Source organism: Lysobacter claricitrinus, from assembly GCF_045866565.1.
GTDB classification, from domain to species: Bacteria; Pseudomonadota; Gammaproteobacteria; order Xanthomonadales; family Xanthomonadaceae; genus Cognatilysobacter; species Cognatilysobacter claricitrinus.
Map to the genome: position 1 here is coordinate 265249 of NZ_BAAFZV010000003.1, position 25624 is coordinate 290872.

A 25624-nucleotide genomic window follows, 5' to 3' on the forward strand; every position below is an offset into this window, starting at 1 on the left:
AGTTGACGATGAGCCTGCCCGACACCATGACCGCGATCGCCGTGCGCGACGGCGCGGGTCCGGCCGACGCCTTGCACCCGGTGATCGCCGATCGTCCCGAACCGGCGCCCGGGCAACTGCTGCTGCGCGTCCTCGCCGCCGGCGTGAATCGCCCCGACCTGCTGCAACGCGAAGGCCGCTATCCGCCGCCGCCCGGCGCGCCCGCCACGCTTGGGCTGGAGGTCGCGGGCGAAGTCGTGCAGGCCGCGGGCCGCTGGCATGAAGGCGACCACGTTTGCGCACTGCTCGGTGGCGGAGGCTATGCGCAATACGCGGTGGTCGATGCGCGCCACGCATTGCCGATTCCCGCGGGCCTCGACATGGTGCACGCCGCGGCCATCCCCGAAACCGCATTCACCGTGTACGCCAACGTGTTCGAGCATGGCGCGCTCAAGCCCGGCGAGACGCTGCTGGTGCACGGCGCGACGTCGGGCATCGGCGTGATGGCGATCCAGATGGCGAAGGCGCATGGCGCGCGCGTGATCGCAACCGCGCGCGGCGCCGAGAAGGCGCAGGCGGCGCGCGATCTCGGCGCCGACATCGCGGTGGATAGCACGCGCGAGGAGTTCGGCGCGATCGCGAAAGCCGCAGGCGGCGTCGACGTCGCGCTCGACATGGTCGGCGCGCCGTACTTCGCGCCGACCATGGAGGCGCTCAACACGGGCGGTCGCATCGTCTACATCGCGTCGCAGGGCGGCGACATGCTCGAGGTGCCGGTATGGATGCTCATGCGCAAGCGCGCGGTGCTCACCGGTTCCACGCTGCGGCCGCGCGACGCCGACGAGAAGGCGCGACTTGCCGCCGAAGTCGAACGCGTGGTGTGGCCGTGGATCAATGATGGCCGCGTGCGCGTCGTCGTCGATCGCACGTTCCCGCTGGTCGATGCCGCGCAGGCGCATGCCTGGCTGGAATCGGGCCGGCACACCGGCAAGGTGGTGCTGGTGACGTGACGCGTCGTCAGGCGATCGGGGTGACGTCGTCGCCGATCGCGATGGGGCCGGTACCGCGCGGAATCAGGTTCATCCCGAACGCGACGCCCTTCGGCGTGCGTCGATAGGTCAGCAGCGTACGCAACGGTTCGCCCGCGGGATCGCGCGTCATCGTCGCGGGATCGATCGTGGTGAACACGCAACGTATGCACGTCTTCACCGCGTCGAATTCAATGCCGCCGATGCGCACGCGTCGCCAGTCATCCTCGGCATGCGGCGCAACTCCAGCGACGACGATGTTCGGGCGGAAGCGCGCCATCGGCACGGGCGAGGGCAGGCGTGCATTGAGGCCGTCGAGCGCCGCCTGCGAGATCACCAGCAGCGGATAGCCATCGGCGAAGCTGACTTCGTCGCCCGCAGTCGCGTGGTCCGGGTCGACCGGTCGATGCACGCTGTCGTCCATGTGCACGAGCCGCGCGGGAATGCCGAGGTAGCTCGACAGCCATGCCGCCACGTCGTCGCCTGCATCGACGGCTTCGACGCGGTCGTCCCAGATGACGACGCTACGGCGCGTTGCGTTCGGCGCCGGAGAATCGACGCGGATCGGCGGCGCGTCGTTCGCCGACAGCGCGATGCCGCGTGCATCAGGCAATGCGCGGATGCCCACCAGTCGCGGGTGCTTGCGTGCGGTCAGGAAGTGGCCATCCGCGTCGACGGCCAGCCAGCGGCGATCACCGGCGGGGCCGCGCGGCGTGATGTCGAGCGCGTCGACCGCCAACGGCGCGCATGACTTCAGCGGGTACAGGTGCAGCGAGGCGACGTGCATTCGAGGTGGTGGCTCCGGTCAGGCCACCATTATCGCCATGCGCGGCGTCAGGCCGGGCGGCCGAGCTTCTCGCGCTGCATCCGCTCCAGTTCGATCTGCTCGCGCTTTTCCTGTTGCTTGCGCAACTCCTCGCGACGGATCGTTTCGGCTTCTTCGGCGCTCGGTGCGGCGTGCAGCGACAACGACAGCGCGGCGGCATTCGCCGGTTCGCCACGCTGGCTCTTGAGCTTGATGTTCAGTCGCAGCTCGTTCGCCGAATCCGCATTGCGGATCGCCTCGTCGTAGCTGATCAGGCCGTCGTTGTAGAGCTCGAACAGCGCCCAGTCGAACGTGCGCATGCCAAGCTCGCGCGACTTGTTCATGATCCCCTTGAGCTCGTTGAACTCGCCCTTGAAGATCTTCTCGGCGATGGTCGGCGTGTTGATCAGGATCTCGATCGCCGCCGCGCGGCCCTTGCCGTCCTCCGTGCGCACCAGTCGCTGCGAGACGATCGCGCGCAGGTTGGCGGACAGATCCATCAGTAGCTGCGTGCGGCGTTCTTCCGGGAAGAAGTTGATGATGCGTTCCATCGTCTGCGACGCGCTGTTGGCGTGCAGCGTGGACAGGCAGAGATGGCCGGTTTCGGCGAACGCGATCGCGTGCTCCATCGTCTCGGCGTCGCGGATCTCGCCGATTAGGATCACGTCCGGTGCCTGCCGCAGCGTGTTCTTCAGCGCGTGGTGCCAGCTATGCGTGTCGACGCCGACCTCGCGGTGCGTGACCAGCGATTTCTGCGACGCATGCGCGTACTCGACCGGATCCTCGACCGTGATGATGTGTCCGGCCGTGGTGCGGTTGCGGTGGTCGAGCATCGCCGCGAGCGAGGTTGACTTGCCCGAGCCGGTGCCGCCGACCAGCAGGATCAGCCCTCGCTTGGCGAGCACCAGATCCTTGAGCACGTCGGGCAGGCGCAGCTTCTCGAAATTCGGGATTTCCGCGGCGATCGTGCGCAGCACCATGCCGACGTGGCCCTGCTGCATGAACACGTTGACGCGAAAACGCGAGACGCCGGGCACGACGATCGCGAAGTTGCACTCGAATTCGGTCGCGAATTCGGCGCGCTGCTTCTCGTTCATGAGCGAACGCGCCAGCTGCTGGGTGACGGCGCCGGTGAGCTTCTGCGGGCTCAGCGGCGTCATCTGCCCGTGCGCCTTCATGCTCGGCGGGAAATCGTGCGCGATGAACAGGTCCGAGCCGCCGGCGTTCGCCATGGCGGCCAGGAGCTTGTGCATGTAATCGCGAGCCTGGTCGTCGGTGAGCTGGGTCATGCGCGGCGATCGGGGGAGACCCCTGCGATATCGGCCGCGCGCGCCGACGATGAACAGCGTGAACCGTGCGCCGCGTGGCGATCCGGAGATCGCACACGGTTCCGCGGCCTCAGCCGGCGTCGGCGTCCGACGTGGCGTCGGGCAGCAGCGCGAACGGTTCGACGCTGCCGCGAAGCTTCAGCGTCATCGGCTGGCCACGGCGGTCGCGCGCCTTGCCGGCGGCGACGCGGATCCAGCCCTCGCTCACGCAGTACTCCTCGACGTCAGTGCGCTCCTTGCCGTTGAAGCGGATGCCGATGCCGCGCTCGAGCAGGGCGGCGTCGTGGAAGGGGCTGCGCGGGTCGGTGGCGAGGCGGTCGGGAAACGTGTCGGTCATGGTCGATGGGGCCGGGTGAATCGGGCCGGCATTATCGCAGCCGACCGTGACCTACCGCCCGTGCGGCCGCTGATCGCTTGCCGCTAGGCTCGGGCGTATGAACGAGACGCCGCCCTACACGCTCCGGTTCGAGCCGCGCGAGCACTACCTGTTCGCCCGCGTCGACGGGCCCGAGGACACGTTCGAGGTGTCGATCGCCTACTGGACGGAGATCGAGGCCGAGTGCCGCGCGCGCGGCGTCCGCCGGCTGCTGGTGGTCGAGGCGCTGGCCGGCAATGCGGTGCCCGCGGAGATGGCCGACGTCGTGGACGCCCTGATCGGCATGGGTTTCCGCGACATGCGGGTGGCCTACGTGGACGCGACCGAGGACGCCGGCCTGCTGGTCGCGGCCGAGGCGCGTGCGGTCAATGCGGGGCTGGTCGGGCGGGTGTTCCGCGACGAAGCCGGAGCCGAGCGCTGGCTGCTGGCCGATCCGCAGCTGGACGAAGCGGCGGCGCCGTCGGTCGCACTGCCGCTGCCTCCCGCCTGAAGAAGCGACAGACGGACGTTGCAATTGGCCGGAACACGCTCTACGGTAGCTCCGCTGCTCCGGGGGTCACCGTGACCTGTGACCCGATGCTGTAGATCGCTGATCCGCTCCATCGTTGCTAGATCACTCCTTGTGAACAGCGCCATCGCCGCCCCGTGCGGCACCTTTAGATATGTTCCAGGAGTTACACAATGTCCCGTGAAACCGGCACCGTGAAGTGGTTCAACGACGCCAAGGGCTTCGGCTTCATCAGCCGCGAGAATGGCGAAGACGTCTTCGTGCATTTCCGCGCGATCCAGACCCAGGGCTTCAAGTCGCTGAAGGAAGGCCAGAAGGTCTCCTTCACCGTGACCCAGGGTCAGAAGGGCCTGCAGGCCGAGGCCGTTCAGCCGGAGTAATCCGCGCTGACCCTCTGGTCGCAAATTAAAAAGCCCGGCTTCGGCCGGGCTTTTTTTTGCGCGCGATCGGGAGGCGATGCTCAGCGCACCTCGACGCGCGCACCACCCGCGCCGCGCGCCTGCGCCAGTGCATGCTCCGCGCATTCGAGCGCGTCGCTGCCGCGCTCGCCGGGCTCGACCGTCGCCAGGCCAATGCTGAGCGTGACCGGCACGCCGAACGCCGGATTGCCGGCGAGATCGGACAGCCGCACGCATTGCGCCACCGCCTGCGTCAGCGGCAGCGGCATCACCATCGCGAATCCGGTGCCGATCCTCGCGACACGGCCCTCGGCCACGTCGCCCGCGCTCAGCAGCCGGGCGAGTTCGCGCAGGATCCGCTGCGTTTCCTCGCGGCCGTGGATGTCCTCGAACGTGTCGAGTTCGTCGATCTCGATGCGGGCGACCTGCAGCTCTTCGCCGCCGCGTGCGGCGATCTCGGCGTCCAGCGCCTCGGCGAACGCGGCGGGGCCGGGGAGCCGGGTCAGCGGGTCGACCACGCCTTTCGGCGCAGCCTGCGGCGCGTGCGACTGCAACAGCGCCTCGTGACGGACCAGCTGCGAGGCGAACCATTCGCGCTCGCGCAGGTGCAGCTTCAACAGCCGGCTCGCGCGGCGCAGTTCGATCATCCGCGCGACCTGGCGCGCCAGCGCCTGCAGCACCTCGATCTGCGGTTGCGTCAGCGTGCGCGGCTCGCGATCCAGTACGCAGACCGTACCGACCGGCATGCCGCCCGCCTCGATCGGCGCACCCGCATAGAAGCGATAGCCCTTCTCGGTGACCAATGGGTTGTCGGAAAAGCGGGGATCAGCGGTGGCGTCTTCGACGACCAGCGGGTCGCCCGGGTCGAGGATGGCGTGCGCGCAGAACGAGATTTCGCGCGGGGTTTCGGCGTCATCGATGCCGACGCGCGCCTTGAACCACTGGCGGTCCGCATCGACCAGCGAGATGGTCGCGGTCGGCGCGCGGCAGACCGTCGCGGCGATGCGCACGATGTCGTCGTAGTCGTCTTCCGGCGCGGTGTCGAGGATGCCGAGCGCTTCGAGCAGCGTCTGGCGGGACATTTCGTTGGCGGGCAGGGCGGCGGCAGGCATGGCGCGTCGGGCAGTGGGAGTCGCCCCAGCTTAGCGATACGCGCATCACGCGGCATGTGGGGAATTCCCCCGCAAACGCGTGAAGAAAGGTGATGCGCGTCGCGCTTCAGCCCGCGCCGTCGTCCGTGCGCACCGCATTGCCGCCGGCGTGTTTGGCCGCGTACATGCGGCGGTCCGCCTGCGCGATCAGTTCGTCGGCGGTCATCGTGCCGGCCATCTGCACGACCACGCCGACGCTGGCCGACACGCCGACCGACGCCGGTCCGACATCGACCGGCAGTGCGAGCGCATGCCGCACCTTCTCGGCGACGCGGCGCGCGTGCGTCGCCGGATCGCGCACGTTCTCGAGCACGATGACGAATTCGTCGCCGCCGAGCCGCGCGACGATGTCGGTCTTGCGCACCGCCGCCACCAGCCGGCGCGCGCATTCGCGCAGCAGTGCGTCGCCGGCGTCGTGCCCCAGCGTGTCGTTGACCTGCTTGAAGCGGTCGAGGTCGACGAACATCACCACGATCGCGCCTTCGTGCCGCGCGCTGCGGTCGATCGATCGCGGCAGGCGTTCCATCAGGCCGCGGCGATTCGGCAGCCCGGTCAGCGCATCCTGCCGCGCCTGCTCTTCGAGCACCGCCATCAGCCGTTCGAGTTCCAGCGTGCGCTCGGCGACCTTCGCTTCGAGGTCCTCGTGCGCGCGCTGCAGCGCCGCTTCGGCGGCCTTGCGCGCGTCGATGTCCTCGACCACCACGATCAGGTGGACCGGCGTACCGGTGGCATCGCGACGCAGCGAAACGCGCCGGCGTGTCCAAACAGCGCGGCCGTCCGCACAGCGCAGGCGCGTTTCGATGTCGAAAGAATCGATGTCGCCGGCGAGCAGGCGCGCCATGTCGACCGCATCGGCGTCGCGATCGTCGGGATGCACGACGTCGCGCAGCGCAGTGCCGGCGAGCGCGTCGACGTCGCGGCCCAGCAGGTCGGCGAGGCGGCGGTTGATGCGCAGCCAGCGGCCGTCGAGCGTGACGTGCCCCATGCCGACCGCGGTCTGCTCGAACGCGAGGCGGAAGCGTTCCTCGCTGTCGGCGAGCGCGGCCGATGCGGCCTCGCGTTCGGTGACGTCCTGAACCAGCGACAGGATCGAACTGACGCGGCCGCTGGAATCGAACAGCGCGGAGTCGAACCATTCGCAGACGCGCACGCGTCCGTCGCGCGCGACCATGCGCACGGTGTGCACGTTGCGCGACGCGTCGCGCGAGGCGAGGCGTTGCATCGCCGCGTCGACCGACGCGGCGTCGCCGGGATGCAGCAGAGGCGCGGTCGACGGCTCGCGGCCGAGGATCTCGTCCTCGCGCCAGCCGAACATCTCGCGCGCGCGATGCGACCAGTGCGACACGCGCAGCTGGCGATCCCATTCGATGGTGGCCAGCGGCGAGTTGTCCGCGTGCAGCTGCAGGCGCGCGAGCGCGCGATCGAGTTCGTGCGTGCGCTGCGCGATTCGGCGTTCGAGCTCGTCGCGATGGCGCAGCAGCGAATCGCGCGCGCGGACCTGGTCGGTGACGTCACGCGCGGTGCAGTACAGCCGCGCGACGTCGAATTCGCGCACCTGCCATTCGATCCAGCGATAGCCGCCGTAACGCGAGCGCAGGCGGCCGCGGAACGTCGCATCGGCAAGGCCGCCGCGCACGTCGGCCAGCTGCGCGAGCACGCGATCGCGATCGTCGTCGTGCACGAATTCGCCGACGCGGTGACCGAGCAGCTCGCGCGCGGGCCAGCCCAGCGTCGCTTCCCACGCCGGATTCACTTCGACGAGGCGATCACGCGCATCGACGAATGCGAGCAGGTCCGGCGTCAGCGCGAAGAAGGCGTCGCGCTCGGCGATCGCGTGCGACTGCGCCGACAGATCTTCCGCATGCACGACGAAGCCGGCGACGCGGCCGTCGACATCGACCATGCGCAGCAGGTCGAGCACGGGGCGACCGCCGACGTGGTCGGGTTCCAGGCGCAGGCGCGCGCGTCGCCCGGCGAGCAGATCGTCGAGCGCGGCCGCGTGCAGCGGGCCGGCGAGGCTGCGCAGTGAAGGCAACGCGTCGGCGCCCAGCATCGATCGCAGCGCCGCATTCGCATGCAGCCAGCGCGCGGAGTTGTCGACGCAGCCGATGCCGAACGGTGCGTCGGCGAACGTGGCCTCGAGCGCAGTGTCGAGCGATCGGTCGAGGGTGGCGCTATTCATGGCGCCGATTGCTGCGCGGCAACACGCGCAGGCGTCGCAGGCATGCATGAGCCGCGTGCGGCGCGGCCGCGAAGCGCGGCGAAGACGCCCCGATGTCGTGTGGTTCGCATGGTTCGGCCGGCGTGGAATTCAGGGCACGGGCGCCCGGGCGGCGCTCAGGGTGGAGCGCACGGGGCCCAAGATCAAGCGCGGGCCTCAGTCGGCGTCGACCTCGAGGTTGAGCACGCGGTCGACCAGGCGGGTGATGTGGCGCAGCTGGTCGTCGAACGCGGGCGCGCTGACTTCGCGATCGGGCCGGCGCAGCGGGGTCAGGCTTGCGCGGATTTCGCAGGCGAGCGCGACAAGCTGTTCGCCCTGCGCGCGCACGCGGTCCCGCTCCGCCTTCGCTACGCGGTATTGCTCGGTGACGTCGACGAGCAGGTCGAGTCCACCGACGACCTCGCCGTTGTCGTCGATCAGCGGGCTTGCATAGCTCAGCGCGTGGCGACGACTGCCATCGGGACGCGCGAGCTGCACGCGACGACCGTGATGCGCCACGCCGTCGGCCACCGCGCGCGCGAGTGGCGATGCGTTGTGCGGCATCGGCCGGCCTTCTTCGTCGAACAGTTGCACCGCACCGCTCCAGCGCGGCGTGTCGTCATCGCGCGTCGGTTGGCAGCCCCAAAGCGCAACCGCTTTAGGCGTGCAATGGGTAATGCGACCGCGTGCGTCGCAGACGCAGGCGCCGGCGGGCAGGAGATCGAGCATCGGATGCAGGTGCACGAGCGCGCCGCGCGTCGCGTGGGATCCTTGAACCTGCATGTGCATTACCCGGAACTCCGCAACGTGAGGGGCCGGCGAAGATTTGCCTAGTTCCGTGAAGCATGCGTCAACGCTGCCTGTTCATTGGCGACGTGTCTTTTCGCACAGTCGCTTCAACGTGTTTACGAACGACGCTCGAGCTCGCTGCGATCGATGTGGCGCACTTCGAGGATCTGGTCGAGGTAGAGATCGACCCAGCGTGCGTCCTCGGGATGATCGAGCGCCTGCTGCTCGATGCGCACGGTGCCGTTGGTGCCCTCGGCGCCGTCGGGGTCGAAGAACTGCTGCGTGATCGGCCGCGCGGCGACGGTGCCGGTGAAGACGCGCCCGTCGACGAGGGTAATGCGCACGTGCTCGTCGTTCGGCAGGTCGCAGGCCAGCGCCTGCAGGCGGTCGATGTCGGGCTGGCGGGTGTAGACACGGGGAGCGATGCGCATGCGGTGGTCTCCTGGTGGCTGGATGCTCGCTGCCCGCGCGCCAAACCGTGGTGAACGAAGCGGCTTCACGCCGGCGCGAACAGCCGCTGCGCAGCATCGGCGGCCGGAGGTTCCACATGCTTCGTTACCTGCTCGTCTTCGCCATCGGCGCGCTGCTCGGCGCGAACGTCGCGTGGTACTACGCGCGCTCGAACGCCGCGCCATGCCCGACAACTCCAACCGTAGCGGCAACGCCGCCGGCGTCGACTGCATCGGCACCCGCTCCGACAACGTCGACGCCACCGGCATCGGCCGCAGCCGCACCCGCGCCTGCGCCAGCAGCGACGCCCGCGGTCACCACCACGCCGGCGATCACGTCGAGCGGCCTGATCATTCCCGTGCAGGGCATCGCGCCCTCGCAGCTGGTCGACACCTACACGCAGAGCCGCGCCGCAGGCCGCCTGCACGAGGCCATCGACATCATGGCGCCGGCCGGCACGCCGGTACTCGCCGCGGTGGACGGGCCGGTCGCCAAGCTGTTCACCAGCAAGCTCGGCGGCCTGACCATCTACCAGTTCGATCCGGAGGGGCGTCGCGTCTACTACTACGCGCACCTGCAGGGCTATGCCGCCGGGCTCGCCGAAGGGCAGGCGCTGAAGCAGGGGCAGGTGATCGGCTACGTCGGCAGCACAGGCGACGCAACCCCGGAAGCGCCGCACCTGCATTTCACGGTCGGCGATCTCGGGCCCGAGAAGCAGTGGTGGAAGTCCACCGCGATCAACCCGTATCCGTTGCTCGCGCGCTGACTCCCGTGGATCAGTGCACCGTGCGTGCCTGCGCCGAGAAGCGGCGCGCGTAATCGCGTTCGTCGGCGATGCGCGTCACGAAGCCGTCGTCGACATCGGGCGCGCCATAGACCGCGTAGACGACGCGATCGTCCGCCGTGCCGACTTGCCGGAGGCTGTAGCGCGGCGCGCCACCGCCCGTGTTCTCCGGGTAATGCTTCGGTGGCTGCGGACCGTCCAGGTCCATTTCGCTGTTGTCGACTACGCCCCCGACGAAGAGTGCACGGATCATGTCGCCTCCGGATGGATGGGATGCAGGCAGACTGTCCCGGCGCGTGTTCGCATGCGATGAAGCGGGTGTTGCGGTCGCGGCAATCGGCGAGGCCCTAGACTGTCGCGCCGCCCGACCCTGACGCCGCCGTGCACGCTGATCCGGCCCTCGACGCCCTGTTCCTTCCCTTCGACGACGAGCTGCTGCCGTCTCCGGCCGGAGCGGCCTTCCTCGGCGCGCGCCCCGGCCCGGCGTTGCAACGCTGGGCGCCCCTCGGCATCTCCTGCGAGCAGGACTATCGCCCCGCGGCGGCCGCGCTCGAGCGCAACGGCATCGAGGTCGCCGCTGCCGAGTTCACGCCGCCACCCACCTTCCCCACCGTGCTGGTGCTGCCGCCGCGCCAGCGCGAACAGTCCCGCGCGATGCTGGCCCGCGCGATCACGCTGGCCGGCGATACCGGTCGCGTCGTCGCGTGCGCGGCCAACAACGCCGGCGCGCGCTCCATGCAGGACGACCTCGCCGCACTCGCGGGCGAGGTGAACGTGCTCAGCAAACACAAATGCCGCGTGGTGTGGACGCAGCCGGGCGGCAGCGTGCCGTCGGTCGTGCAGGAGTGGCTGGCGCTCGATGCGTCGCGGCCGATCCTTGGTGGCGACGTGCTGAGTCGTCCCGGCCTGTTCGCATGGGATCGCGTCGACGTCGCATCCGCGCTGCTCGCCGCGCACCTGCCGACCGATCTCGCCGGACGCGCCGCCGACTTCGGCGCCGGCTGGGGGTATCTCGCGATCGAACTGCTGACGCGCAATCCGGGGGTCGTGGCGCTCGACGCGTACGAAGCGCAACGTCGCGCGCTGCCGCTGCTCGCGCACAACCTCGCGCGCTTCGCGCCGCGCGTGGCCATCGACACGCACTGGGCCGACGTCACCGCCGGCATCGACACGCGCTTCGACGTGATCGTCAGCAATCCACCGTTCCATGCCGACGACCGCCTCGATCGCCCGGACCTCGGACGGCGCTTCATCGAAGTCGCGGCCGCGGCGTTGAATCCCGGCGGACGTTTCTTCATGGTCGCCAACCGCCATCTGCCGTACGAGGCGACGCTCGCTACGCTGTTCCGCGACGTGCGCGTGCTCGTCGACGCACGCGGCTTCAAGGCGTTCGAGGCGCGGCGATGAAGCTGCTGCGACTGATCGCCAACCTCGGCTACGGCTCGCGCCGGCAGGTGCAGCAGATGTTCCGCGAGGGCCGCATCACCGATGCCGGCGGCGACGTGCTGTATGCCGACGACGTGCGCGATCCTTACGACGTCCGCTTCGATGGCGAGCCGCTCGACCCGCCGCCGGGCCTCGCGCTGATGCTGCACAAGCCCGCCGGCTACACGTGTTCGACCAAGGACACCGGTCGCCTCGTCTACGACCTGCTGCCGCCGCGCTTTCGCGCGCGCGATCCGATCCTGTCCACCGTCGGCCGGCTCGACCGCGACACCAGCGGACTGCTGCTGATGACCGACGACGGCGTGTTGCTGCACCGGATCATTTCGCCGAAACACCACGTGCCCAAGGTCTACGAAGCGACGCTGGCCAACGACCTGCGCGGCGACGAGGCCGCGCTCTTCGCGAGCGGCACTCTGATGCTCGACAACGAAACCACGCCGCTCGCGCCCGCGACGCTCGAGGTTATCGACGCCCGCCACGCGCGCCTCACCATCACCGAAGGCCGCTACCACCAGGTGCGCCGCATGTTCGCCGCGGTGGGCAATCACGTCGACGCATTGCATCGCGCGCGCATCGGTGCGCTGGGGCTCGGCGACCTGCCGCCGGGCCAATGGCGCTCGCTGACGCCCGCGGATATCGACGCCGTCTTCGCCGGTTGATCCGCCGGATCGCCGGCGCCTAGCCGGCGCGGCGCTGCAGCTGGAAGACGTCGTCGATCGCCGCGTCGAGCGCCTCGGCGATGAGGAACGCGACTTCCAGCGAGGGCGAGTATTTCTCGCCTTCGATCGCGATGATCGTCTGCCGCGTCACGCCGGCGGCATCCGCAAGGTCCTGCTGCGTCAGGGCCGCGTCCTGGCGCAGTTCGCGCAGGCGATTCGTCAGGCGCCGCGTGGCCTTGCCCACGTCAGGCGCCCCGGCGGTACAGCGCGATGCGTGCGCCCGCGTCGCAGATGTTCGACAGCACGAGCGAGCCGAACAGCACGTGCACGAAGGCGAAGTTGCCGGGAATCATCAGGGCCACCGCGAGCGAAACGAACACGCCGGTCGCCAGCAGGTACGACGCGATGCGGCCTGCACGCAGGTCGATGCGCGTATCGCGTTCGTCGCGCTGCACGCCGCGCGAGAGCTCACGCCGGCTCGCGATGGCGAGAACGATGTGGCCGGCGACCTGGAGCGCGACCAGCGCCGCCACGGCGACGCAGAACAGCGCCATGTCGCCGGGCCCGACGTTCGCACCGTGCCCCGGAAGGATATGTGCGAAGTAACCGCCGTACACGACGACCAGTGCGATCAACACCAGCCACTGGCTTTTTTCCTCGAACGAAACCGGCATGACGGCGCACCTCGCGATGTATGAAAAACCTTACATCGAAGGTTGCGCCCTGGCCGCGACGCATGTCAAGAAAAATTTACATCACGGTTCGAGGAGCCGACGGAAGGCGTCGGCGCCGAGCCGCCGCATCGTCGCGATGTTGCGTTCGACGATCACGTCCGGATCCGGATACGCGGCGACCGCGCGATCGATGCTGGCCTCGCGCAGCAGGTGCAGCGTGGGGTAGGGCGTGCGGTTCGTGCAGTTCGACGCATCGTCCGCGGGCTCGCCGGCAAACACGTAGTCGGGATGGAAGCTCGCGACCTGGATGTCGCCTTCCAGCCCGAGCCTGCGCAGCGTGCGATCGGCGACGTCGAGGAAATCGTTGTAGTCCGCAAAATCCTGCAGCACGTGCGGATGCACGATCAGCGTGGTGTCGGTGTAGTCCGCTGGCGTTTCCTGCAGATGCAGAAGTTCGCGTTCGAGTTCGTCGCCAAGCGTTTCGGTGTCGCGTGCGTCGCTCAACACGAAGCGGATCTGGCGCTTCACGTGCACTGCCTTCGCGAACGGGCACAGGTTGAGTCCGATCACCGCGCGCTCCAGCCACCGGCGCGTCGCGGCGATCTCGACGGGCTCGTCGCCGGCGTCCACTCAGTCGCGGAAGTTGTCGAACTGCAGCGGGCGCTCGAATTCCGCGCCGCGCAGCAGCGCCATCACGCCCTGCAGGTCGTCGCGCTTCTTGCCGGTCACGCGCAGCTTGTCGCCGTTGATCTGGCTGTCGACCTTGGCCTTGCTGTCCTTGATCGCGGTCTGGATCTTCTTCGCCAGCTCGCGCTCGATGCCCTGCTTGACCGCCACCGTCTGCCGCGCGCCGGCCACGTTCACCAGCACGTCCTTGAATTCGAGGCAGCGCGCGTCGATGCCGCGGGCGACGAGCCGCGCGCGCAGGATGTCGGTGAGCTGCTTGACTTGGAACTCGCTCGGCGCGGACAGGTTGATGGTCTCGCCCTCGAGCTCCAACTTCGCCTCGACCCCCTTGAAGTCGAAGCGCGTGGTCAGTTCGCGGTTGGCCTGGTCGACGGCATTGGTGAGCTCGTGGGCATCGACTTCCGAGACGATATCGAACGAAGGCATGGCGGATTCCCGTAAAGACCGCGACAGGTTAGCGCAGCGGTCGCGCGGCGACGACGGCGGCCGCGCAATGCTCAGCGGATGACGCCGGTTTCCTCGCGATCCACGTCCCCGTGCCGCTGCTGATCGCGCTCGCGCTGCTGGTGGCGGTGATGGCGCTGGGCATCGTCCTCGGCGTCGTCAGCCTGCTGCGCCGGCCGTTCCGGCGGCCGGTGTGGCAGCCCGTGTTCGGTCCGCCCCTCACTTTGCGCGCGGTGCTTCTCGCGGTCGCGCTGCTCATCGCGTTCGCGATTGCCGGCTGGCGGCATCCCGATTCGGTCACCGCGCTCGCCATGGGGCTGGGCGTCGGCCTGGTGCTCGGCGCGGGCGCCGGCCTAACCACCGACCTTCGACGCGACGGGCGTTTCGTCGAAGCGCGCCCGCACCGGCTCTTCATGGTGCTGCTCGCGGTCGCCGTGCTGGCGCGCGCCACGTTGTCTGCCGCGGGCGGTCTGACGGTGCTGCCGACGTCGATGCACACCACCGTGCCGATGCTCGGCGGCCTGCTGGGCGGCTATCCCTTCGCGCATGCGCTGGTGCTGCGCGCGCGGTTACGGCGCTTCGCAAGGTTGCGCGGAACGACCTAGCGCTCCATCGTGGCGGCCTGATTCCGGAGCCGTCGATGTCGACCCGTCCGTCCCGCGCCGTGTTGATGATGCTCGCCGCCGTCGCCAGTTTTTCGCTGATGGACGCGGGCCTCAAGCAGCTCAGCGCGCATTACCCGGCGTTCCAGGTGGCCGCGCTGCGCGGCGCGTCGTCGTTGCCGTTCGTTCTGGCGTGGGCGCTGCATCGCGGCGGTATCGCGCCGTTGCTGCGCGTGCGCTGGCCACTGCACCTGCTGCGCGGCGCGATGGGCGTGGCGATGATGGCGTCGTTCGTCTATGCGCTGAAGACGTTGCCGTTGTCGACCGCGTATTCGATCTTCTTCGTTGCACCACTGATCGTCACCGCGCTGTCGGTGCCGATACTGCGCGAGAGGGTCGGCCCGCGACGCTGGACCGCGATCGCGATCGGCCTGCTCGGCACGCTGGTGCTGCTGCGCCCGACCGGCGACGGCCTGGTCAGCATGTCCGCGCTCGCCGTTCTGCTCGCGGCGACGATGTATGCGGTGAGCGCGATCAGCGTGCGCATCCTGTCGCGCACCGACAGCACGCAGGCGATGATGGTGTGGCTGCTCGTGTTGATGGCGCTCGGCGCGGGCGCATTCGCGTTGCCGGACTGGCATCCGGTGCGCGGCGCGGATATCGCGGTGATCATCGGCGTCGGCGTGGCCGGCAGCATCGGCCAGTACGCGGTGACCGAAGCATTCCGGCTGGGCGAAGCCTCGTTGATCGCGCCGCTCGAATACACGGCGCTGGTGTGGGGCGTGATCCTCGACGTCACCTTGTGGGGCGTGCTGCCCGATGCGATGACGTGGCTGGGCGCCGCGATCATCGTCGGCAGCGGGTTGTATCTGTTGCGGCGCGAACGCGTGCATGCCACCGAAGCGGAAATCGTTACGACCCCGTGAAGCCGACAAGCGGCCGCATGTGCGCGCCGTCACAGGTTCATCCTCCGCGCACCACAACTCACGGAGGGGATGTCCATGGTTCGCATGACGACAACGGTTTCGCTGCTGGCACTGGTACTCGCCGGCGTGCTTGCCGCGCCGCAGGCCGACGCCGCGACGCGCCGGCCATCCAACGAACGCCGCGGGCTGGACCTGCTGCCGAGCAAGCAGGCGCTGCGCATGACGCGCGGCCACAAGAGCGTCGCCACGCCGACCATGGCCGCCGCCGCGGTCACCGTCGACGACGTCGGTGACGTCGACTCGTTCGGCCGCAACCTCACCTGGCTGGGCCTGACGCAGGGCGTCGTCACCCTCGACAGCGCCTGCGATCCGGCCAGCACCGATCCGTGCCAGGTGATCAGCAGCCCGACCGTCAACACCAACTTCTCGTTCACCGACATCGCGCACATCGCGCTGCCCGGCAAGGCCACCAAGTCGTTGATGTGCTACTGGTTCTCGCCGGTGATCAATGTCACCTACAGCAATACGGGCGCGACCAACGCGGTGTCGCAGCTGCGCTACAACCCGACGCTCACCGTGGAAAACCCGGTGCTGAACGACCCGGCGCTGATCGATCCAACCACGGGCGTGCCGTTCGGTGGCCATCTCACCACCAGCATGACGTCGTCGGAAATCTTCCAGGTGCCGCTGCCGCCGGCGACGTCGATCACCGAGCGCTATCGCGATTCCGCCGTCTGCATCGCGGGCTCCGTCAACCGCCGCACGCTCACCGACACGTTCGGCCTGACCGATGCGCAGGTCAACGAGTTCTTCAAGAAGCCGACGACGATCCGCCTGAACGTCAGTGGCGCCGTGCGCGGCGTCGAGTTCGCGCAGATGATCTTCGGCCTGCGCATCATCGGCGACTGACGCGTTTAGCCGGCTTCGGGGCGGATTTCGTCGCCCGCTTCGAAGCCGGCTTCTTCGATGGTGGCACGTAGACCGTGTCGCCGTAGAGCTTCTGGCAGGTATCGCACCAGAACGCGCGGCGTTTCTTGACGCCGAGATGGCGCTCGAAGCTCAGCGGCGTGCCGTCGCGCGGGCAGGTCTTCTTCGCGTGGACCTGCCAGTGCTGGCGCAGGGTGAACTCCTTCTTCCACTCGTAGAAGTCGAAGCTGTAGTCGCGCGCCTCGCGGATCATTTCGCCGAGCTTGCGCGACGGCAGGTCGCCCACGCGCGTGACGGGATGCACGCGGATGCGATGCAGCACTTCGTTCTTGATGATGTTGCCGACGCCGGCGAACACATCCTGCTCGAGTAGCGCGTCGGCGCAGATCGTGTCCGGCATGTCCTTGAGCTTGCGACGCGCGGCTTTCGGATCCCATTCGTCCGCCATGACGTCGGCGGAGAAGTCGTAGGCCTCGTCGAGCGGCTCTTCGATGTAGCGCACCGAGCACGAATAGAAATTGAGTTCGCGCTTGCGGGTGAAGCGCAGCGTCAGGCGCGGCGACTTGTCTTCCTTGCGTTCGTCGAGCGCGTAGCTCCCGAACATCAGCAGGTGGATGCGGATCGCGAAGTCGCCGAAATCCAGCAGCAGGTGCTTGCCCCACGTACGCACCGCGCGCAGCCGCGAGCCGGGCAAACGTTCCAGCGGAAGCTTGGTGTTGCCGGTGGCTTCGAGCACCTTGAGCCCGACCAGCGACTCGATGTGCTCGCGCAGGATGCGGATGGACGGGCCTTCCGGCATCGCTCAGCCCCTCAGGTTCTGCAGGCTGCCCTGCAATGCGGCGGCGAGCGCGGCGTCGCCGCTGAGCAGCGCCGTCCATGTCAGTTCGATGCCCTGGCGGCGCCCCTTCTCGACCAGGCGCAGGCCATCGGGATCGATCGTCAGTGTGTAGGCCTGGCCATCGACGTCGAGTTCGCGACGCAACGGCCCGTCGAGTTTCGTCGTCATCGCGGCGCTCCGGCGGTCGACCTGCAGGCTAGCGACGCCGCTACCGACGACGCGTGAATCCTCGCGCCCAAAACAGAACGGGCCCCGAAGGGCCCGCTCCGTTCCCGCTGTCGAGTGTTACCAGCGCGTGCCGATGCCCACGCCGACGACGACCGGATTCGCCTTCACCTCGCCGGCCTTCACGCCATCGACGGAGAGGTCGGAATTGCCGTGCAGGTACCGCACGTCACCGCGGGCGAACCAGTGCTCGCCCAGGTTGACGTCCGCGCCCGCCGTCGCCATCGCGCCCTGCGCGGTGTCGACGCCGACACGATGACCGGCGAGCGCCGTGCCCGCCTGCGCGGATTCGTTGTCGTAGTTCATCTGGTAATAGCCGAGGCCCACGAACGGACGCACCGTCTTGTCGGGCGAGCCGAAGTGGTACTGGCCGCTCAAGGCATACGGCTGCGCATCCACGCTGCCGGCCTTGCCGGCCGACGTCGTCATGCGATAGCCCGCCTTGCTTGCGCCCCAGCCTTCGATCGCGACGTTGTCGTTGATGAACCAGCTCGCGCCGAGGGTGCCGACGGCCTCACCGTCGAGATTTGTGCGCGCACCGCCGATGTCGGCATCGCCGGTCGGATTGTTCAACGCGGCGCCGGCGACGATCGCGACGTGCTTGCCGCTGGCGGACGCGGTGCCGTTGTCCTGTGCGAAGGCGCAGGGGGCGACGGCGAGAGTGCCCAGAAGGGCGAGAGTAAGGTGCTTCATGGAGTGGCCTCCTTGTAATCGTTTGCAGGAACCGGACGGCGCCACCGACCGGGAACTCAACCTAACCTCGTGCGACTGAACCCCGCTTGCCCTGCGGACGGTCGCTTCGACACGTACGCGACATCGCGTCCGCTATTCGCACGTGCACGCGACGTCCACATCGCGCATTTGGCGCAATCGTCGCCAGAGGCGAGAATGGCGGTTTGGCAACATTGACTGCGGAGCCCTGCATGGCTGAGCTGAAGGAAGCGCGCGTCCCCGACATCGGCAACTACGACGACGTCCCCGTCATCGAGGTGCTCGTGTCCGTGGGCGACACGGTGAAAGCCGACCAGGGCCTCGTCACGCTCGAGTCCGACAAGGCGACGATGGAAGTGCCGGCGCCGTTCGCCGGCGTCGTGCGCGAGATCAAGGTCAAGATCGGCGACAAGCTGGCCGAGGGCGCGCTCGTGGCCATGATCGAGCCGGCCGATGCAGGCGCTGCCGCCGCCCCGGGTCCATCGACCGATGGCGCGCAGCCGAAGGCCGACACCGCGCAGGTCGCGACGTCGCCCGCGCAGCCGCGCCCCGCCGAAACGCCGAATCGCGTCGAACCGGTCGCGGTTTCGGCCGAGCCCGACAAGCTCACCCAGCGCGACATCGCCGCGCACGGTGGCGTCGTCGCAACGGCGCCGATGCCGGCGGCCGAGCCGCGCACGCCGCCGGTCACGTTCGACGCCGGCGAGCTGATGCCCGATGCGGTGCCGTATGCGAGCCCGGCGGTTCGCCTGTTCGCGCGCGAGCTCGGCGTCGACCTGTCGCGCGTCGCCGGTAGCGCGAAGGGTGGCCGCATCAGCAAGGAGGACGTGCAGAACCACGTCAAGCAGGTGATGACGGGTGCTGCGTCGGCGCCGTCCGCGGGCGGCGCGTCGCTCGGTGGCGGCCTCAACCTGCTGCCGTGGCCGAAGGTGGATTTCGCCAAGTTCGGCGAGATCGAAACGCGCGATCTCACGCGTATCCAGAAGCTGTCGGGCGCGAACCTCGCGCGCAACTGGGCGATGATCCCGCACGTCACGCAGCACGACGATGCCGACATCACCGGCCTCGAAGAACTGCGCGTCGCGCTCAACAAGGAAAACGAGAAGAGCGGCGTCAAGGTGACGATGCTCGCGTTCCTGATGAAGGCGGTGGTCGCGGCGCTGAGAAAGTATCCGGACTTCAACGCGTCGCTCGATGCCAGCGGCGAAAAGCTGGTGCTGAAGAAGTACTTCCACATTGGCTTCGCGGCGGACACGCCGAACGGCCTCGTGGTGCCGGTGATCCGCGACGTCGACAAAAAGGGCGTGGTCGAGCTCGCCCAGGAAACGTCGGCGCTGGCCAAGAAGGCGCGCGACGGCAAGCTGTCGCCGGCGGAGATGACCGGTGGCTGCTTCTCCATCAGCTCGCTCGGTGGCATCGGCGGTACCAGCTTCACGCCGATCGTCAACGCGCCGGAAGTCGCGATCCTCGGTGTGTCGAAGTCGGCGATGAAGCCGGTGTGGGACGGCACGCAGTTCGAGCCACGCCTGATCCTGCCGTTGTCGCTGTCCTACGACCACCGCGTGATCGACGGCGCGTCCGCCGCGCGCTTCACCGCATACCTCGCGCAGTTGATGGCGGACATGCGGCGCGTGCTGCTCTGACGATGCCGCACGCGCAGACCGCGCGCGAATTGCACGAAGCGGGCGCGCGCGTGCGCGACGCCGCGCAGGACGGCTGGCAAGGCCTGCAGCCGTTCCTCGACTACGAACTCGTGCGCGTCGCAGGGCTCGATCTCACGGTCGGCGACCTCGCGTCGTCGATCCTGTTGCTGATCGCGTTCTTTGCAGCCTCGCGCTTCGTCGGTCGCGCGCTCATGCGCTATGGCGAGCGCGAGGGCGTCAACGCCGCATCGATCTACACGATCAGCCGCGTCCTGCGCTACGCGTTGCTGTTTCTCGGCGTGCTGGTCGCGCTGGAAGTCGCCGGCATCCCGGTGTCGAAGTTCACGGTGTTCGCCGGCGCGATCGGCGTCGGCCTCGGCTTCGGCCTGCAGGCGATCTTCAACAACTTCCTGTCCGGCCTGATCCTTCTGTTCGACCGCTCGATCAAGATCGGCGACTTCGTCGAGCTCGAGTCCGGCGTGCACGGCGTGGTGCGCGACATCAAGATCCGCGCGACGCGCATCAGCACCAACGACAACCTCAACATCCTCGTGCCCAACGCGGAGTTCGTGAGCGGTCGCGTGGTGAACTGGACGCTGCTGGAGGCGTCGCGACGCATGCGGATTCCGTTCGGTGTCGCCTACGGCACCGACAAGGAAATCGTGAAGAAGGCCGCGCTGGAAGCCGCGTGCGACGTGCCGTTTACCTTCGCCAAGGACGGGCCGCGCGGGCCGCAGGTGTGGCTGGTCGAGTTCGGTGAAAGCCGCCTCGAATTCCAGCTCATCGTCTGGCTCAATGCGGAAGCCACGCGGCGGCCGTCGGCGGTCAAGGCCGCGTACAACTGGGCGCTGCACTCCGCATTGCAGCGCTACGGCATCGAGATCCCTTTCCCGCAGCGCGACCTGCACGTGCGCAGCGTGTTCGGACACGAGGGTGTCGAAGCGATCGCCATGCTCAACGGACGCGTGGTGCCGTCGGACGACGATGAAGCGCCCGATGCGCCGCGGCCCACGCCGTTTGAGCGCGCGGCCCTCGCCGAGAATGACGCGCAACGCGACGTCGAACGCGAGATCCATGAAGATCCACCGGCCGCCCCCGTGGGCGCCGCACCGAATCCTGAGGAGGAATGATGGCGACCCCGATCGAAGTGAAAGTGCCCGACATCGGCGGCCACGACGACGTGCCCGTGATCGAGCTGCTGGTCGCCGTCGGCGATCGCGTGGCGAAGGACCAGGGCCTGGTGACGCTTGAATCCGACAAGGCGACGATGGAAATTCCGTCGTCGTCCGAAGGCGTGGTGCGCGAGTTGCGCGTCAAGGTCGGCGACAAGGTGTCGGAAGGCGCGGTGATCGCGGTGCTTGATGGCGAAGGCGCTGCAGCGCCGACGGAAAAGGCGGCATCGCCTGCCCCTGCAGCCACGCCCGCGCCTGCTGCCGCGCCAGTTGCTGCCCCGGCGCCTGCGGCGACGACCGCTCAAGCGACATCGGCACCGAAGGCCGCCGCATCGAGCGGACGCAAGCCCGATGTCGAGTGCCGCATGCTGGTGCTCGGTGCCGGCCCGGGTGGCTACACCGCCGCATTCCGTGCCGCCGATCTCGGACTCGATACCGTCTTGGTCGAGCGCTATGCGTCGCTCGGCGGCGTCTGCCTCAATGTCGGCTGCATTCCGTCGAAGGCGTTGTTGCATGCCGCCGCGGTGGTCGACGAAGCGCAGCACGCGAAGGATTACGGCATCGATTTCGGCGCGCCGAAGATCCAGCTCGATGCGCTGCGCACCTACAAGGACAAGGTGGTCGGCCAGCTCACCAAGGGGCTGGCCGGCATGGCCAAGCAGCGCAAGGTGCGCGTGGTGCAGGGCACCGGTCGTTTCGTGTCGCCGAACGAAGTCGAAGTGCAGGGCGAAGCCGGCACGCAGCTGATCCGCTTCGAGCAGTGCATCATCGCCGCGGGTTCGCAGGCGGTGAAGCTGCCGAACTTCCCGTGGGACGACAAGCGCGTCATGGATTCGACCGACGCGCTCGACCTCGCCGACATTCCGAAGACGCTGCTCGTCGTCGGCGGCGGCATCATCGGCCTGGAGATGGCGACGGTGTATCGCGCGCTCGGCTCGCAGGTCACCGTCGTCGAACTTGCTTCGCAGCTGATGCCGGGCGCCGACGTCGATCTCGTCAAGCCGCTCGCCGATCGATTGAAGAAGCAGGGCGTCGCCGTGCATCTCAACGTCAAGGCCTCGAGCGTCGAGGCGACGAAGGGCGGCATCAAGGTGACGTTCGAAGGCGAGGGCGCACCGGCGCCGACGGCGTACGACCGCGTGCTCGTCGCAGTGGGTCGCTCGCCGAATGGCGCGAAGATCGGTGCGGAAGCTGCCGGCGTGCAGGTGAGCGATCGCGGCTTCATTCCGGTCGATCGCCAGATGCGCACCAACGTGCCGCACATCTTTGCGATCGGCGACGTCGTCGGTAATCCGATGCTCGCGCACAAGGCGACGCACGAAGGAAAGCTCGCCGCGGAGGTCGCGTCCGGCGAGAAGCGCGAATGGGTTGCGCGCGTGATTCCGTCGGTGGCCTATACCGATCCGGAAATCGCGTGGGTGGGCGTCACCGAAACCGAAGCGAAGGCGAAGGGGTTGAAGGTTGGCGTCGGCAAGTTCCCGTGGGCCGCGAGCGGTCGCGCGATCGGCATCGGTCGCACCGAAGGGTTCACCAAGCTGGTGTTCGACGAAGCCAGCCATCGTGTCATCGGCGGCGGCATCGTCGGCGTGCATGCCGGCGACCTGATCGCGGAGGTCGCGCTCGCGATCGAGATGGGCTGCGAGGTCGCCGACATCGGCGTGACGATCCACCCGCATCCGACGCTCAGCGAGTCGGTGGGCATGGCGGCCGAGGTGTTCGAAGGCACGATCACCGATCTCTACATTCCCAAGAAGAAGTAGAACGGTCGCGCGCAGTTCGCCGCGCGCGGCACAAATAAAAAGCCCCGGCCGGAGCCGGGGCGTTCGCGTGCCAACGTCGACGAGGAGAGGCGTCCTGGCTGGCGCGGACACAGGATCGGACCGGGTCGCGGCGGAAAGGTTCCGCGATCGTGCGCGAAGGCGATGAGCGGTCGCAGGCGGCCGTTATCGACAGTGTCGACGACCTAGTCGGACGAGTTCGGCGGCTCCGCTGCGCGGACCCTCCGGCGTCGAGGCGAAACCAGCGTCTGCACTAGACGGCGCGGCCGGCGGGGCGTCGAGATTCGAATGGGGGGCGGTCGCGTTCAACGGTCGCCCGTCGAGCGGCCGTGGCTTCCGCCGGTTGCCCGGAAAACTCACGCCCTTTATACTTTTGGGGCTCCACAGGGCGCTTTCGCGCCGTCCTCCAGACCGACGATCCCCGCGTGCACGATCCATTGTCCGCAGGCCGCCGGCTGGCGTCGCGCGCGATCGTCTGGCAAGCCGGCGCGACGGCGTTGGCCACGCTGGCCTTCCTCCCCCTCGGTGTGCGCGATGCGCTCGCGACGGCGGTGGGTGGCGGCGCGGTCGTCGCGGCGGCTCTGGTGTCGATGCTGATCGCCCTCGGCGGCGGAATCGGCACCGCCGGTCTCGCGATGGCGCGACTCCTGTTGGGCATGGCGGCCAAGTGGGCCACGGTCGCCATCGTGATTTGCCTTGGCCTCGCCGTCTGGCGCCTGCCTCCGCTCGCCCTTCTGGTGGGCGTGCTGGTGGCGACAGTGGCGGCCGTCCCGGCCCAACTTCTGAATCGATAGGTGTCTTCAGTGAGCGAGCAGACCGGTTCCGGCGGCGGCCTGAACGAGTACATCCAGCATCACCTGACCCAGAACACCATCCAGCTGGGCGGTGGCGGCTTCCACATCGATACGTGGGTCGTCTCGCTGGTGCTCGGGCTGATCTTCGTCCTGTGGTTCGGCATGGCCGCGCGCCGCGCGACCGCCGGCGTGCCGTCGAAGGGCCAGGCCTTCGTCGAACTGATCCTCGAATTCGTCGATGGCCAGGTCAAGGACACGTTCCACGGCGACCGCCGCTCGATCACGCCGCTCGCGCTCACGATCTTCATGTGGGTCGTGATGATGAACTGCATGGACCTGCTGCCGCTCGATGCGCCGGGTTTCGCGGTCAAGAGCGTCGCTGGCCTCGAAGTCGCGCACCACACCTTCTTCCGCTGGGTGCCGACCGCCGACCTCAACACCACGTTCGGCCTGTCGGTGCCGGTGTTCTTCATCATCCTTTACCACTCGATGAAGGCGAAGGGCATCGGCGGTTTCGGCAAGGAGCTGCTGACCGCGCCGTTCCACGGCCACGGCGTCATGACGTTCGTGCTCGCGCCGTTCAACCTGCTGCTCAACCTCATCGAGTACGCGGTCAAGCCGGTCAGCCTCGCGATGCGACTGTTCGGCAACATGTACGGCGGCGAGCTGGTCTTCATGCTGATCGCCGGTCTGCTTGGCGGCAGCCTCTACACCTTCCTGCCGGGCGTGGCCTTCAACGTCGCCTGGGCGCTGTTCCACATCCTGATCGTGCTGCTGCAGGCCTTCATTTTCATGATTCTCACCGTCGTCTACATCGCCGGCGCGTACGAGAGCCACTGATCCCGATTCCGCTGTCGCGGTACCGCTCCACCCTTTCGTTCCACCCTTCAAACTTCACTTAAATCCGCAGGAGAAACACCATGGAATTCATCGCTCATCTGCAGGGCATGACCGCGATCGCGATCGGCATGATGGTCGGCCTGGGCGCGATCGGCGCCTGCCTCGGCATCGCGCTGATGGGCTCGAAGTTCCTCGAGTCGGCCGCGCGCCAGCCGGAGCTCGTTCCGATGCTGCAGGGCCGTATGTTCCTGCTCGCCGGCCTGATCGACGCGGCGTTCATCATCGCGCTCGCCGTCGGCCTGCTGTTCGCGTTCGGCAACCCGCTGCTCGGCGCCGTCACGGCCGCCGCGAACGCTGGTTGATCGCACGTAGTCCTGCTTCAAGGCCGCCCGCAGTCGCGGGCGGCTGACCGGGCGTTACTGCCCGACCCGCGATCACCGGAGCTGTCATGAATATCAACATGACCTTCTTTGGCCAGATGCTCACCTTCGCGGTGCTGATCTGGGTCACCATGAAGTTCATCTGGCCGCCGTTGAACGCGGCCATCGAGGAGCGTCAGCGCAAGATCGCTGAAGGCCTCGCCGCTGCGGACAACAGCCAGAAGGCACTCGAGCAGGCGCAGCACAGCGCCGACTCGGTCGTGCGTGATGCGCGCACCAAGGCGAACGAGATCATCGAGCAGGCGCACCAGCGCGCGAACCAGATCGTCGAGCAGGCGCATTCCGAAGCGGTGGCCACGGCCAATCGCCAGAAGGACGCCGCGCAGGCCGAGATCGACGCCGCCGCGAACCGCGCCCGCGAGGAGCTGCGTTCGCAGGTCGCATCGCTTGCCGTCACGGGCGCCGAGAAGGTGCTGCGTCGCGAGATCGACGCCAACGCCCACCGCGCGCTGCTCGACGAGCTGGCCGGCCAGCTCTGACGGAGATGCTTTGATGAGCCAGGCCCTGACCCTTGCCCGTCCCTACGCCCGCGCCGCGTTCAACGCCGCGCGGGACGAAGGCCGTGTCACCGCGTGGTCGCAGGCGCTGGCGTTTGCCGCCCGCGTCGCCGCCGACCCGCAGGCGCAGGCGGTGCTGAAGCATCCGCAGCTGACGTCCGAGAAGGCGTCGCGCCTGCTCGCGATCGACGGCGCCGATGCGGCCGTGCAGCGTTTCGTCGCGATGCTCGCCGACAACCGCCGCCTCGAGCTGCTGCCCGAGATCGCCGGTCTGTTCGAGCAGCTGCGCGCCGAAGCCGATCGCGTCGTCAAGGCGCGCGTGACCTCCGCATCGCAGCTCAGCGACGCCGAGCTCGTCGCGATCCGCGACGGCCTCAAGCGCCGCTTCGGCCGCGAGGTCGAGCTGGAGTCCGCGATCGACGCGTCGCTGATCGGCGGCGCGGTGATCGACGCCGGCGACGTCGTGATCGACGGCTCGGTGAAGGGCAAGCTCGAGCGCCTGCAGTCCGCGCTCGCCGCGTAAGC

General features: G+C 68.4%; 31 protein-coding genes and 1 pseudogene. 17 read left to right on the forward strand and 15 right to left on the reverse strand.

Going from position 1 to position 25624, the window contains the following annotated elements; genetic code table 11:
• Positions 1 to 8 precede the first annotated feature (8 nt).
• Positions 9 to 989 (forward strand): NAD(P)H-quinone oxidoreductase, encoded by a 981-nt coding sequence (locus tag ACKTTN_RS13100; RefSeq protein WP_407910342.1) that lies wholly within the window; start codon positions 9 to 11, stop codon positions 987 to 989.
• 7 nt (positions 990 to 996) lie between these two features.
• On the opposite strand, the gene ACKTTN_RS13105 is transcribed toward ACKTTN_RS13100, so the two are convergent.
• The 3 genes and pseudogenes from ACKTTN_RS13105 to ACKTTN_RS13115 form a co-directional block, all read right to left on the reverse strand.
• The gene (locus ACKTTN_RS13105; protein ID WP_407910343.1) at positions 997 to 1794 is read right to left on the reverse strand and encodes an MOSC domain-containing protein; all 798 of its coding nucleotides are present in this window, start codon (positions 1792 to 1794) and stop codon (positions 997 to 999) included.
• 206 nt (positions 1795 to 2000) lie between these two features.
• Positions 2001 to 3101 (reverse strand): annotated as a pseudogene (locus ACKTTN_RS13110) (PilT/PilU family type 4a pilus ATPase); the annotation flags it as partial.
• 109 nt (positions 3102 to 3210) lie between these two features.
• Positions 3211 to 3477: a DUF3297 family protein gene (locus ACKTTN_RS13115; RefSeq protein ID WP_407910344.1), complete on the reverse strand. Its 267-nt coding sequence runs from the start codon at positions 3475 to 3477 to the stop codon at positions 3211 to 3213.
• A 97-nt stretch (positions 3478 to 3574) separates the two neighbouring features.
• Between ACKTTN_RS13115 and ACKTTN_RS13120 the strand changes: the two genes are divergently transcribed.
• On the forward strand, positions 3575 to 4006 hold the full coding sequence (locus ACKTTN_RS13120) for a hypothetical protein (RefSeq protein WP_407910345.1): 432 nt from the start codon (positions 3575 to 3577) through the stop codon (positions 4004 to 4006).
• Positions 4007 to 4197: 191 nt separating this feature from the next.
• Complete coding sequence (locus ACKTTN_RS13125) at positions 4198 to 4404, forward strand: cold-shock protein (protein ID WP_115647238.1); 207 nt, start codon at positions 4198 to 4200, stop codon at positions 4402 to 4404.
• A gap of 80 nt (positions 4405 to 4484) precedes the next feature.
• Here the strand turns inward: ACKTTN_RS13125 and ACKTTN_RS13130 are convergent, their stop codons facing one another.
• From ACKTTN_RS13130 to ACKTTN_RS13145, 4 genes are all read right to left on the reverse strand, one after another.
• Positions 4485 to 5534 (reverse strand): sensor domain-containing diguanylate cyclase, encoded by a 1050-nt coding sequence (locus ACKTTN_RS13130; protein ID WP_407910346.1) that lies wholly within the window; start codon positions 5532 to 5534, stop codon positions 4485 to 4487.
• Between the two features lie 106 nt (positions 5535 to 5640).
• Entirely contained in the window at positions 5641 to 7755 is a 2115-nt protein-coding gene (locus ACKTTN_RS13135; RefSeq protein WP_407910347.1) for a PAS domain S-box protein, read from the reverse strand.
• A gap of 195 nt (positions 7756 to 7950) precedes the next feature.
• Positions 7951 to 8562 (reverse strand): PAS domain-containing protein, encoded by a 612-nt coding sequence (locus ACKTTN_RS13140; RefSeq protein WP_407910348.1) that lies wholly within the window; start codon positions 8560 to 8562, stop codon positions 7951 to 7953.
• Between the two features lie 116 nt (positions 8563 to 8678).
• On the reverse strand, positions 8679 to 8993 hold the full coding sequence (locus ACKTTN_RS13145) for a DUF3247 family protein (RefSeq protein WP_407910349.1): 315 nt from the start codon (positions 8991 to 8993) through the stop codon (positions 8679 to 8681).
• A 116-nt stretch (positions 8994 to 9109) separates the two neighbouring features.
• Between ACKTTN_RS13145 and ACKTTN_RS13150 the strand changes: the two genes are divergently transcribed.
• Positions 9110 to 9778, forward strand: a complete 669-nt coding sequence (locus ACKTTN_RS13150; RefSeq protein ID WP_407910350.1) for a M23 family metallopeptidase — start codon at positions 9110 to 9112, stop codon at positions 9776 to 9778.
• Positions 9779 to 9788: 10 nt separating this feature from the next.
• On the opposite strand, the gene ACKTTN_RS13155 is transcribed toward ACKTTN_RS13150, so the two are convergent.
• On the reverse strand, positions 9789 to 10049 hold the full coding sequence (locus ACKTTN_RS13155) for a hypothetical protein (RefSeq protein ID WP_407910351.1): 261 nt from the start codon (positions 10047 to 10049) through the stop codon (positions 9789 to 9791).
• A gap of 128 nt (positions 10050 to 10177) precedes the next feature.
• Between ACKTTN_RS13155 and ACKTTN_RS13160 the strand changes: the two genes are divergently transcribed.
• Both ACKTTN_RS13160 and ACKTTN_RS13165 read left to right on the forward strand, forming a co-directional pair.
• A complete protein-coding gene (locus tag ACKTTN_RS13160) occupies positions 10178 to 11203 on the forward strand; it encodes a class I SAM-dependent methyltransferase (RefSeq protein WP_407910352.1) in 1026 nt (341 codons plus the stop codon).
• Positions 11200 to 11901: a pseudouridine synthase gene (locus ACKTTN_RS13165; protein ID WP_407910353.1), complete on the forward strand. Its 702-nt coding sequence runs from the start codon at positions 11200 to 11202 to the stop codon at positions 11899 to 11901. The genes ACKTTN_RS13160 and ACKTTN_RS13165 overlap by 4 nt, the downstream gene beginning before the upstream one ends.
• A 19-nt stretch (positions 11902 to 11920) precedes the next feature.
• On the opposite strand, the gene ACKTTN_RS13170 is transcribed toward ACKTTN_RS13165, so the two are convergent.
• From ACKTTN_RS13170 to ACKTTN_RS13185, 4 genes are all read right to left on the reverse strand, one after another.
• A complete protein-coding gene (locus ACKTTN_RS13170) occupies positions 11921 to 12145 on the reverse strand; it encodes a helix-turn-helix transcriptional regulator (protein WP_407910354.1) in 225 nt (74 codons plus the stop codon).
• Between the two features lies 1 nt (position 12146).
• Positions 12147 to 12575 (reverse strand): hypothetical protein, encoded by a 429-nt coding sequence (locus ACKTTN_RS13175; RefSeq protein ID WP_407910355.1) that lies wholly within the window; start codon positions 12573 to 12575, stop codon positions 12147 to 12149.
• Between the two features lie 81 nt (positions 12576 to 12656).
• The gene (locus tag ACKTTN_RS13180) at positions 12657 to 13205 is read right to left on the reverse strand and encodes a DUF1415 domain-containing protein (protein ID WP_407910356.1); all 549 of its coding nucleotides are present in this window, start codon (positions 13203 to 13205) and stop codon (positions 12657 to 12659) included.
• The gene (locus tag ACKTTN_RS13185) at positions 13206 to 13688 is read right to left on the reverse strand and encodes a YajQ family cyclic di-GMP-binding protein (protein ID WP_407910357.1); all 483 of its coding nucleotides are present in this window, start codon (positions 13686 to 13688) and stop codon (positions 13206 to 13208) included.
• 110 nt (positions 13689 to 13798) lie between these two features.
• On the opposite strand from ACKTTN_RS13185, the gene ACKTTN_RS13190 reads away from it, so the two are divergent.
• From ACKTTN_RS13190 to ACKTTN_RS13200, 3 genes are all read left to right on the forward strand, one after another.
• Entirely contained in the window at positions 13799 to 14311 is a 513-nt protein-coding gene (locus tag ACKTTN_RS13190) for a hypothetical protein (protein ID WP_407910358.1), read from the forward strand.
• Between the two features lie 35 nt (positions 14312 to 14346).
• Entirely contained in the window at positions 14347 to 15234 is an 888-nt protein-coding gene (locus tag ACKTTN_RS13195) for a DMT family transporter (RefSeq protein ID WP_407910359.1), read from the forward strand.
• Positions 15235 to 15318: 84 nt separating this feature from the next.
• Complete coding sequence (locus tag ACKTTN_RS13200) at positions 15319 to 16143, forward strand: hypothetical protein (RefSeq protein ID WP_407910360.1); 825 nt, start codon at positions 15319 to 15321, stop codon at positions 16141 to 16143.
• Here the strand turns inward: ACKTTN_RS13200 and ACKTTN_RS13205 are convergent.
• From ACKTTN_RS13205 to ACKTTN_RS13215, 3 genes are all read right to left on the reverse strand, one after another.
• On the reverse strand, positions 16130 to 16960 hold the full coding sequence (locus ACKTTN_RS13205) for a DNA-formamidopyrimidine glycosylase family protein (protein WP_407910361.1): 831 nt from the start codon (positions 16958 to 16960) through the stop codon (positions 16130 to 16132). The two genes, ACKTTN_RS13200 and ACKTTN_RS13205, sit on opposite strands and share 14 nt — an antisense overlap.
• A 3-nt stretch (positions 16961 to 16963) precedes the next feature.
• Positions 16964 to 17167, reverse strand: a complete 204-nt coding sequence (locus tag ACKTTN_RS13210) for a hypothetical protein (protein ID WP_407910362.1) — start codon at positions 17165 to 17167, stop codon at positions 16964 to 16966.
• Between the two features lie 117 nt (positions 17168 to 17284).
• A complete protein-coding gene (locus ACKTTN_RS13215) occupies positions 17285 to 17917 on the reverse strand; it encodes an OmpW/AlkL family protein (protein WP_407910363.1) in 633 nt (210 codons plus the stop codon).
• Positions 17918 to 18039: 122 nt separating this feature from the next.
• Here ACKTTN_RS13215 and ACKTTN_RS13220 point away from each other — a divergent pair, with 122 nt between their 5' ends.
• The 8 genes from ACKTTN_RS13220 to ACKTTN_RS13255 all read left to right on the forward strand — a co-directional run bounded on the left by ACKTTN_RS13220 (position 18040) and on the right by ACKTTN_RS13255 (position 25622).
• Positions 18040 to 19578 (forward strand): dihydrolipoyllysine-residue acetyltransferase, encoded by a 1539-nt coding sequence (locus ACKTTN_RS13220; protein ID WP_407910508.1) that lies wholly within the window; start codon positions 18040 to 18042, stop codon positions 19576 to 19578.
• A 2-nt stretch (positions 19579 to 19580) separates the two neighbouring features.
• Positions 19581 to 20708: a mechanosensitive ion channel family protein gene (locus ACKTTN_RS13225; RefSeq protein WP_407910364.1), complete on the forward strand. Its 1128-nt coding sequence runs from the start codon at positions 19581 to 19583 to the stop codon at positions 20706 to 20708.
• Positions 20708 to 22510 carry a dihydrolipoyl dehydrogenase gene (gene lpdA, locus ACKTTN_RS13230; protein WP_407910365.1) on the forward strand — a complete coding sequence of 601 codons (1803 nt, stop codon included), beginning with the start codon at positions 20708 to 20710 and terminating at the stop codon, positions 22508 to 22510. Before ACKTTN_RS13225 ends, lpdA begins: the two co-directional genes overlap by 1 nt.
• Before the next feature lie 443 nt (positions 22511 to 22953).
• Positions 22954 to 23322, forward strand: coding sequence for a hypothetical protein (locus tag ACKTTN_RS13235; RefSeq protein WP_407910366.1), 369 nt, complete (start codon positions 22954 to 22956; stop codon positions 23320 to 23322).
• Between the two features lie 9 nt (positions 23323 to 23331).
• Entirely contained in the window at positions 23332 to 24162 is an 831-nt protein-coding gene (gene atpB, locus ACKTTN_RS13240) for a F0F1 ATP synthase subunit A (RefSeq protein ID WP_407910367.1), read from the forward strand.
• An 80-nt stretch (positions 24163 to 24242) separates the two neighbouring features.
• The gene (gene atpE / locus ACKTTN_RS13245; protein ID WP_115647218.1) at positions 24243 to 24524 is read left to right on the forward strand and encodes a F0F1 ATP synthase subunit C; all 282 of its coding nucleotides are present in this window, start codon (positions 24243 to 24245) and stop codon (positions 24522 to 24524) included.
• Positions 24525 to 24610: 86 nt separating this feature from the next.
• Positions 24611 to 25081 (forward strand): F0F1 ATP synthase subunit B, encoded by a 471-nt coding sequence (locus tag ACKTTN_RS13250; RefSeq protein WP_407910368.1) that lies wholly within the window; start codon positions 24611 to 24613, stop codon positions 25079 to 25081.
• Positions 25082 to 25094: 13 nt separating this feature from the next.
• On the forward strand, positions 25095 to 25622 hold the full coding sequence (locus ACKTTN_RS13255) for a F0F1 ATP synthase subunit delta (protein ID WP_407910369.1): 528 nt from the start codon (positions 25095 to 25097) through the stop codon (positions 25620 to 25622).
• Positions 25623 to 25624: the final 2 nt, after the last annotated feature.

Bases quoted from the DNA above. Each gene is read 5' to 3' on its own strand.
- ACKTTN_RS13195 (WP_407910359.1), top strand. From the start codon at position 14,347: ATGTCGACCCGTCCGTCCCGCGCCGTGTTGATGATGCTCGCCGCCGTC.
- ACKTTN_RS13100 (WP_407910342.1), top strand. From the start codon at position 9: ATGAGCCTGCCCGACACCATGACCGCGATCGCCGTGCGCGACGGCGCG.
- ACKTTN_RS13115 (WP_407910344.1), bottom strand. From the start codon at position 3,477: ATGACCGACACGTTTCCCGACCGCCTCGCCACCGACCCGCGCAGCCCC.
- ACKTTN_RS13210 (WP_407910362.1), bottom strand. From the start codon at position 17,167: ATGACGACGAAACTCGACGGGCCGTTGCGTCGCGAACTCGACGTCGAT.
- ACKTTN_RS13145 (WP_407910349.1), bottom strand. From the start codon at position 8,993: ATGCGCATCGCTCCCCGTGTCTACACCCGCCAGCCCGACATCGACCGC.
- ACKTTN_RS13150 (WP_407910350.1), top strand. From the start codon at position 9,110: ATGCTTCGTTACCTGCTCGTCTTCGCCATCGGCGCGCTGCTCGGCGCG.
- ACKTTN_RS13250 (WP_407910368.1), top strand. From the start codon at position 24,611: ATGAATATCAACATGACCTTCTTTGGCCAGATGCTCACCTTCGCGGTG.
- ACKTTN_RS13165 (WP_407910353.1), top strand. From the start codon at position 11,200: ATGAAGCTGCTGCGACTGATCGCCAACCTCGGCTACGGCTCGCGCCGG.
- ACKTTN_RS13255 (WP_407910369.1), top strand. From the start codon at position 25,095: ATGAGCCAGGCCCTGACCCTTGCCCGTCCCTACGCCCGCGCCGCGTTC.
- ACKTTN_RS13125 (WP_115647238.1), top strand. From the start codon at position 4,198: ATGTCCCGTGAAACCGGCACCGTGAAGTGGTTCAACGACGCCAAGGGC.
- ACKTTN_RS13135 (WP_407910347.1), bottom strand. From the start codon at position 7,755: ATGAATAGCGCCACCCTCGACCGATCGCTCGACACTGCGCTCGAGGCC.
- ACKTTN_RS13140 (WP_407910348.1), bottom strand. From the start codon at position 8,562: ATGCACATGCAGGTTCAAGGATCCCACGCGACGCGCGGCGCGCTCGTG.
- ACKTTN_RS13155 (WP_407910351.1), bottom strand. From the start codon at position 10,049: ATGATCCGTGCACTCTTCGTCGGGGGCGTAGTCGACAACAGCGAAATG.
- lpdA (WP_407910365.1), top strand. From the start codon at position 20,708: ATGGCGACCCCGATCGAAGTGAAAGTGCCCGACATCGGCGGCCACGAC.
- ACKTTN_RS13185 (WP_407910357.1), bottom strand. From the start codon at position 13,688: ATGCCTTCGTTCGATATCGTCTCGGAAGTCGATGCCCACGAGCTCACC.
- ACKTTN_RS13105 (WP_407910343.1), bottom strand. From the start codon at position 1,794: ATGCACGTCGCCTCGCTGCACCTGTACCCGCTGAAGTCATGCGCGCCG.
- atpE (WP_115647218.1), top strand. From the start codon at position 24,243: ATGGAATTCATCGCTCATCTGCAGGGCATGACCGCGATCGCGATCGGC.
- ACKTTN_RS13215 (WP_407910363.1), bottom strand. From the start codon at position 17,917: ATGAAGCACCTTACTCTCGCCCTTCTGGGCACTCTCGCCGTCGCCCCC.
- ACKTTN_RS13175 (WP_407910355.1), bottom strand. From the start codon at position 12,575: ATGCCGGTTTCGTTCGAGGAAAAAAGCCAGTGGCTGGTGTTGATCGCA.
- ACKTTN_RS13205 (WP_407910361.1), bottom strand. From the start codon at position 16,960: ATGCCGGAAGGCCCGTCCATCCGCATCCTGCGCGAGCACATCGAGTCG.
- ACKTTN_RS13225 (WP_407910364.1), top strand. From the start codon at position 19,581: ATGCCGCACGCGCAGACCGCGCGCGAATTGCACGAAGCGGGCGCGCGC.
- ACKTTN_RS13130 (WP_407910346.1), bottom strand. From the start codon at position 5,534: ATGCCTGCCGCCGCCCTGCCCGCCAACGAAATGTCCCGCCAGACGCTG.
- ACKTTN_RS13200 (WP_407910360.1), top strand. From the start codon at position 15,319: ATGACGACAACGGTTTCGCTGCTGGCACTGGTACTCGCCGGCGTGCTT.
- ACKTTN_RS13120 (WP_407910345.1), top strand. From the start codon at position 3,575: ATGAACGAGACGCCGCCCTACACGCTCCGGTTCGAGCCGCGCGAGCAC.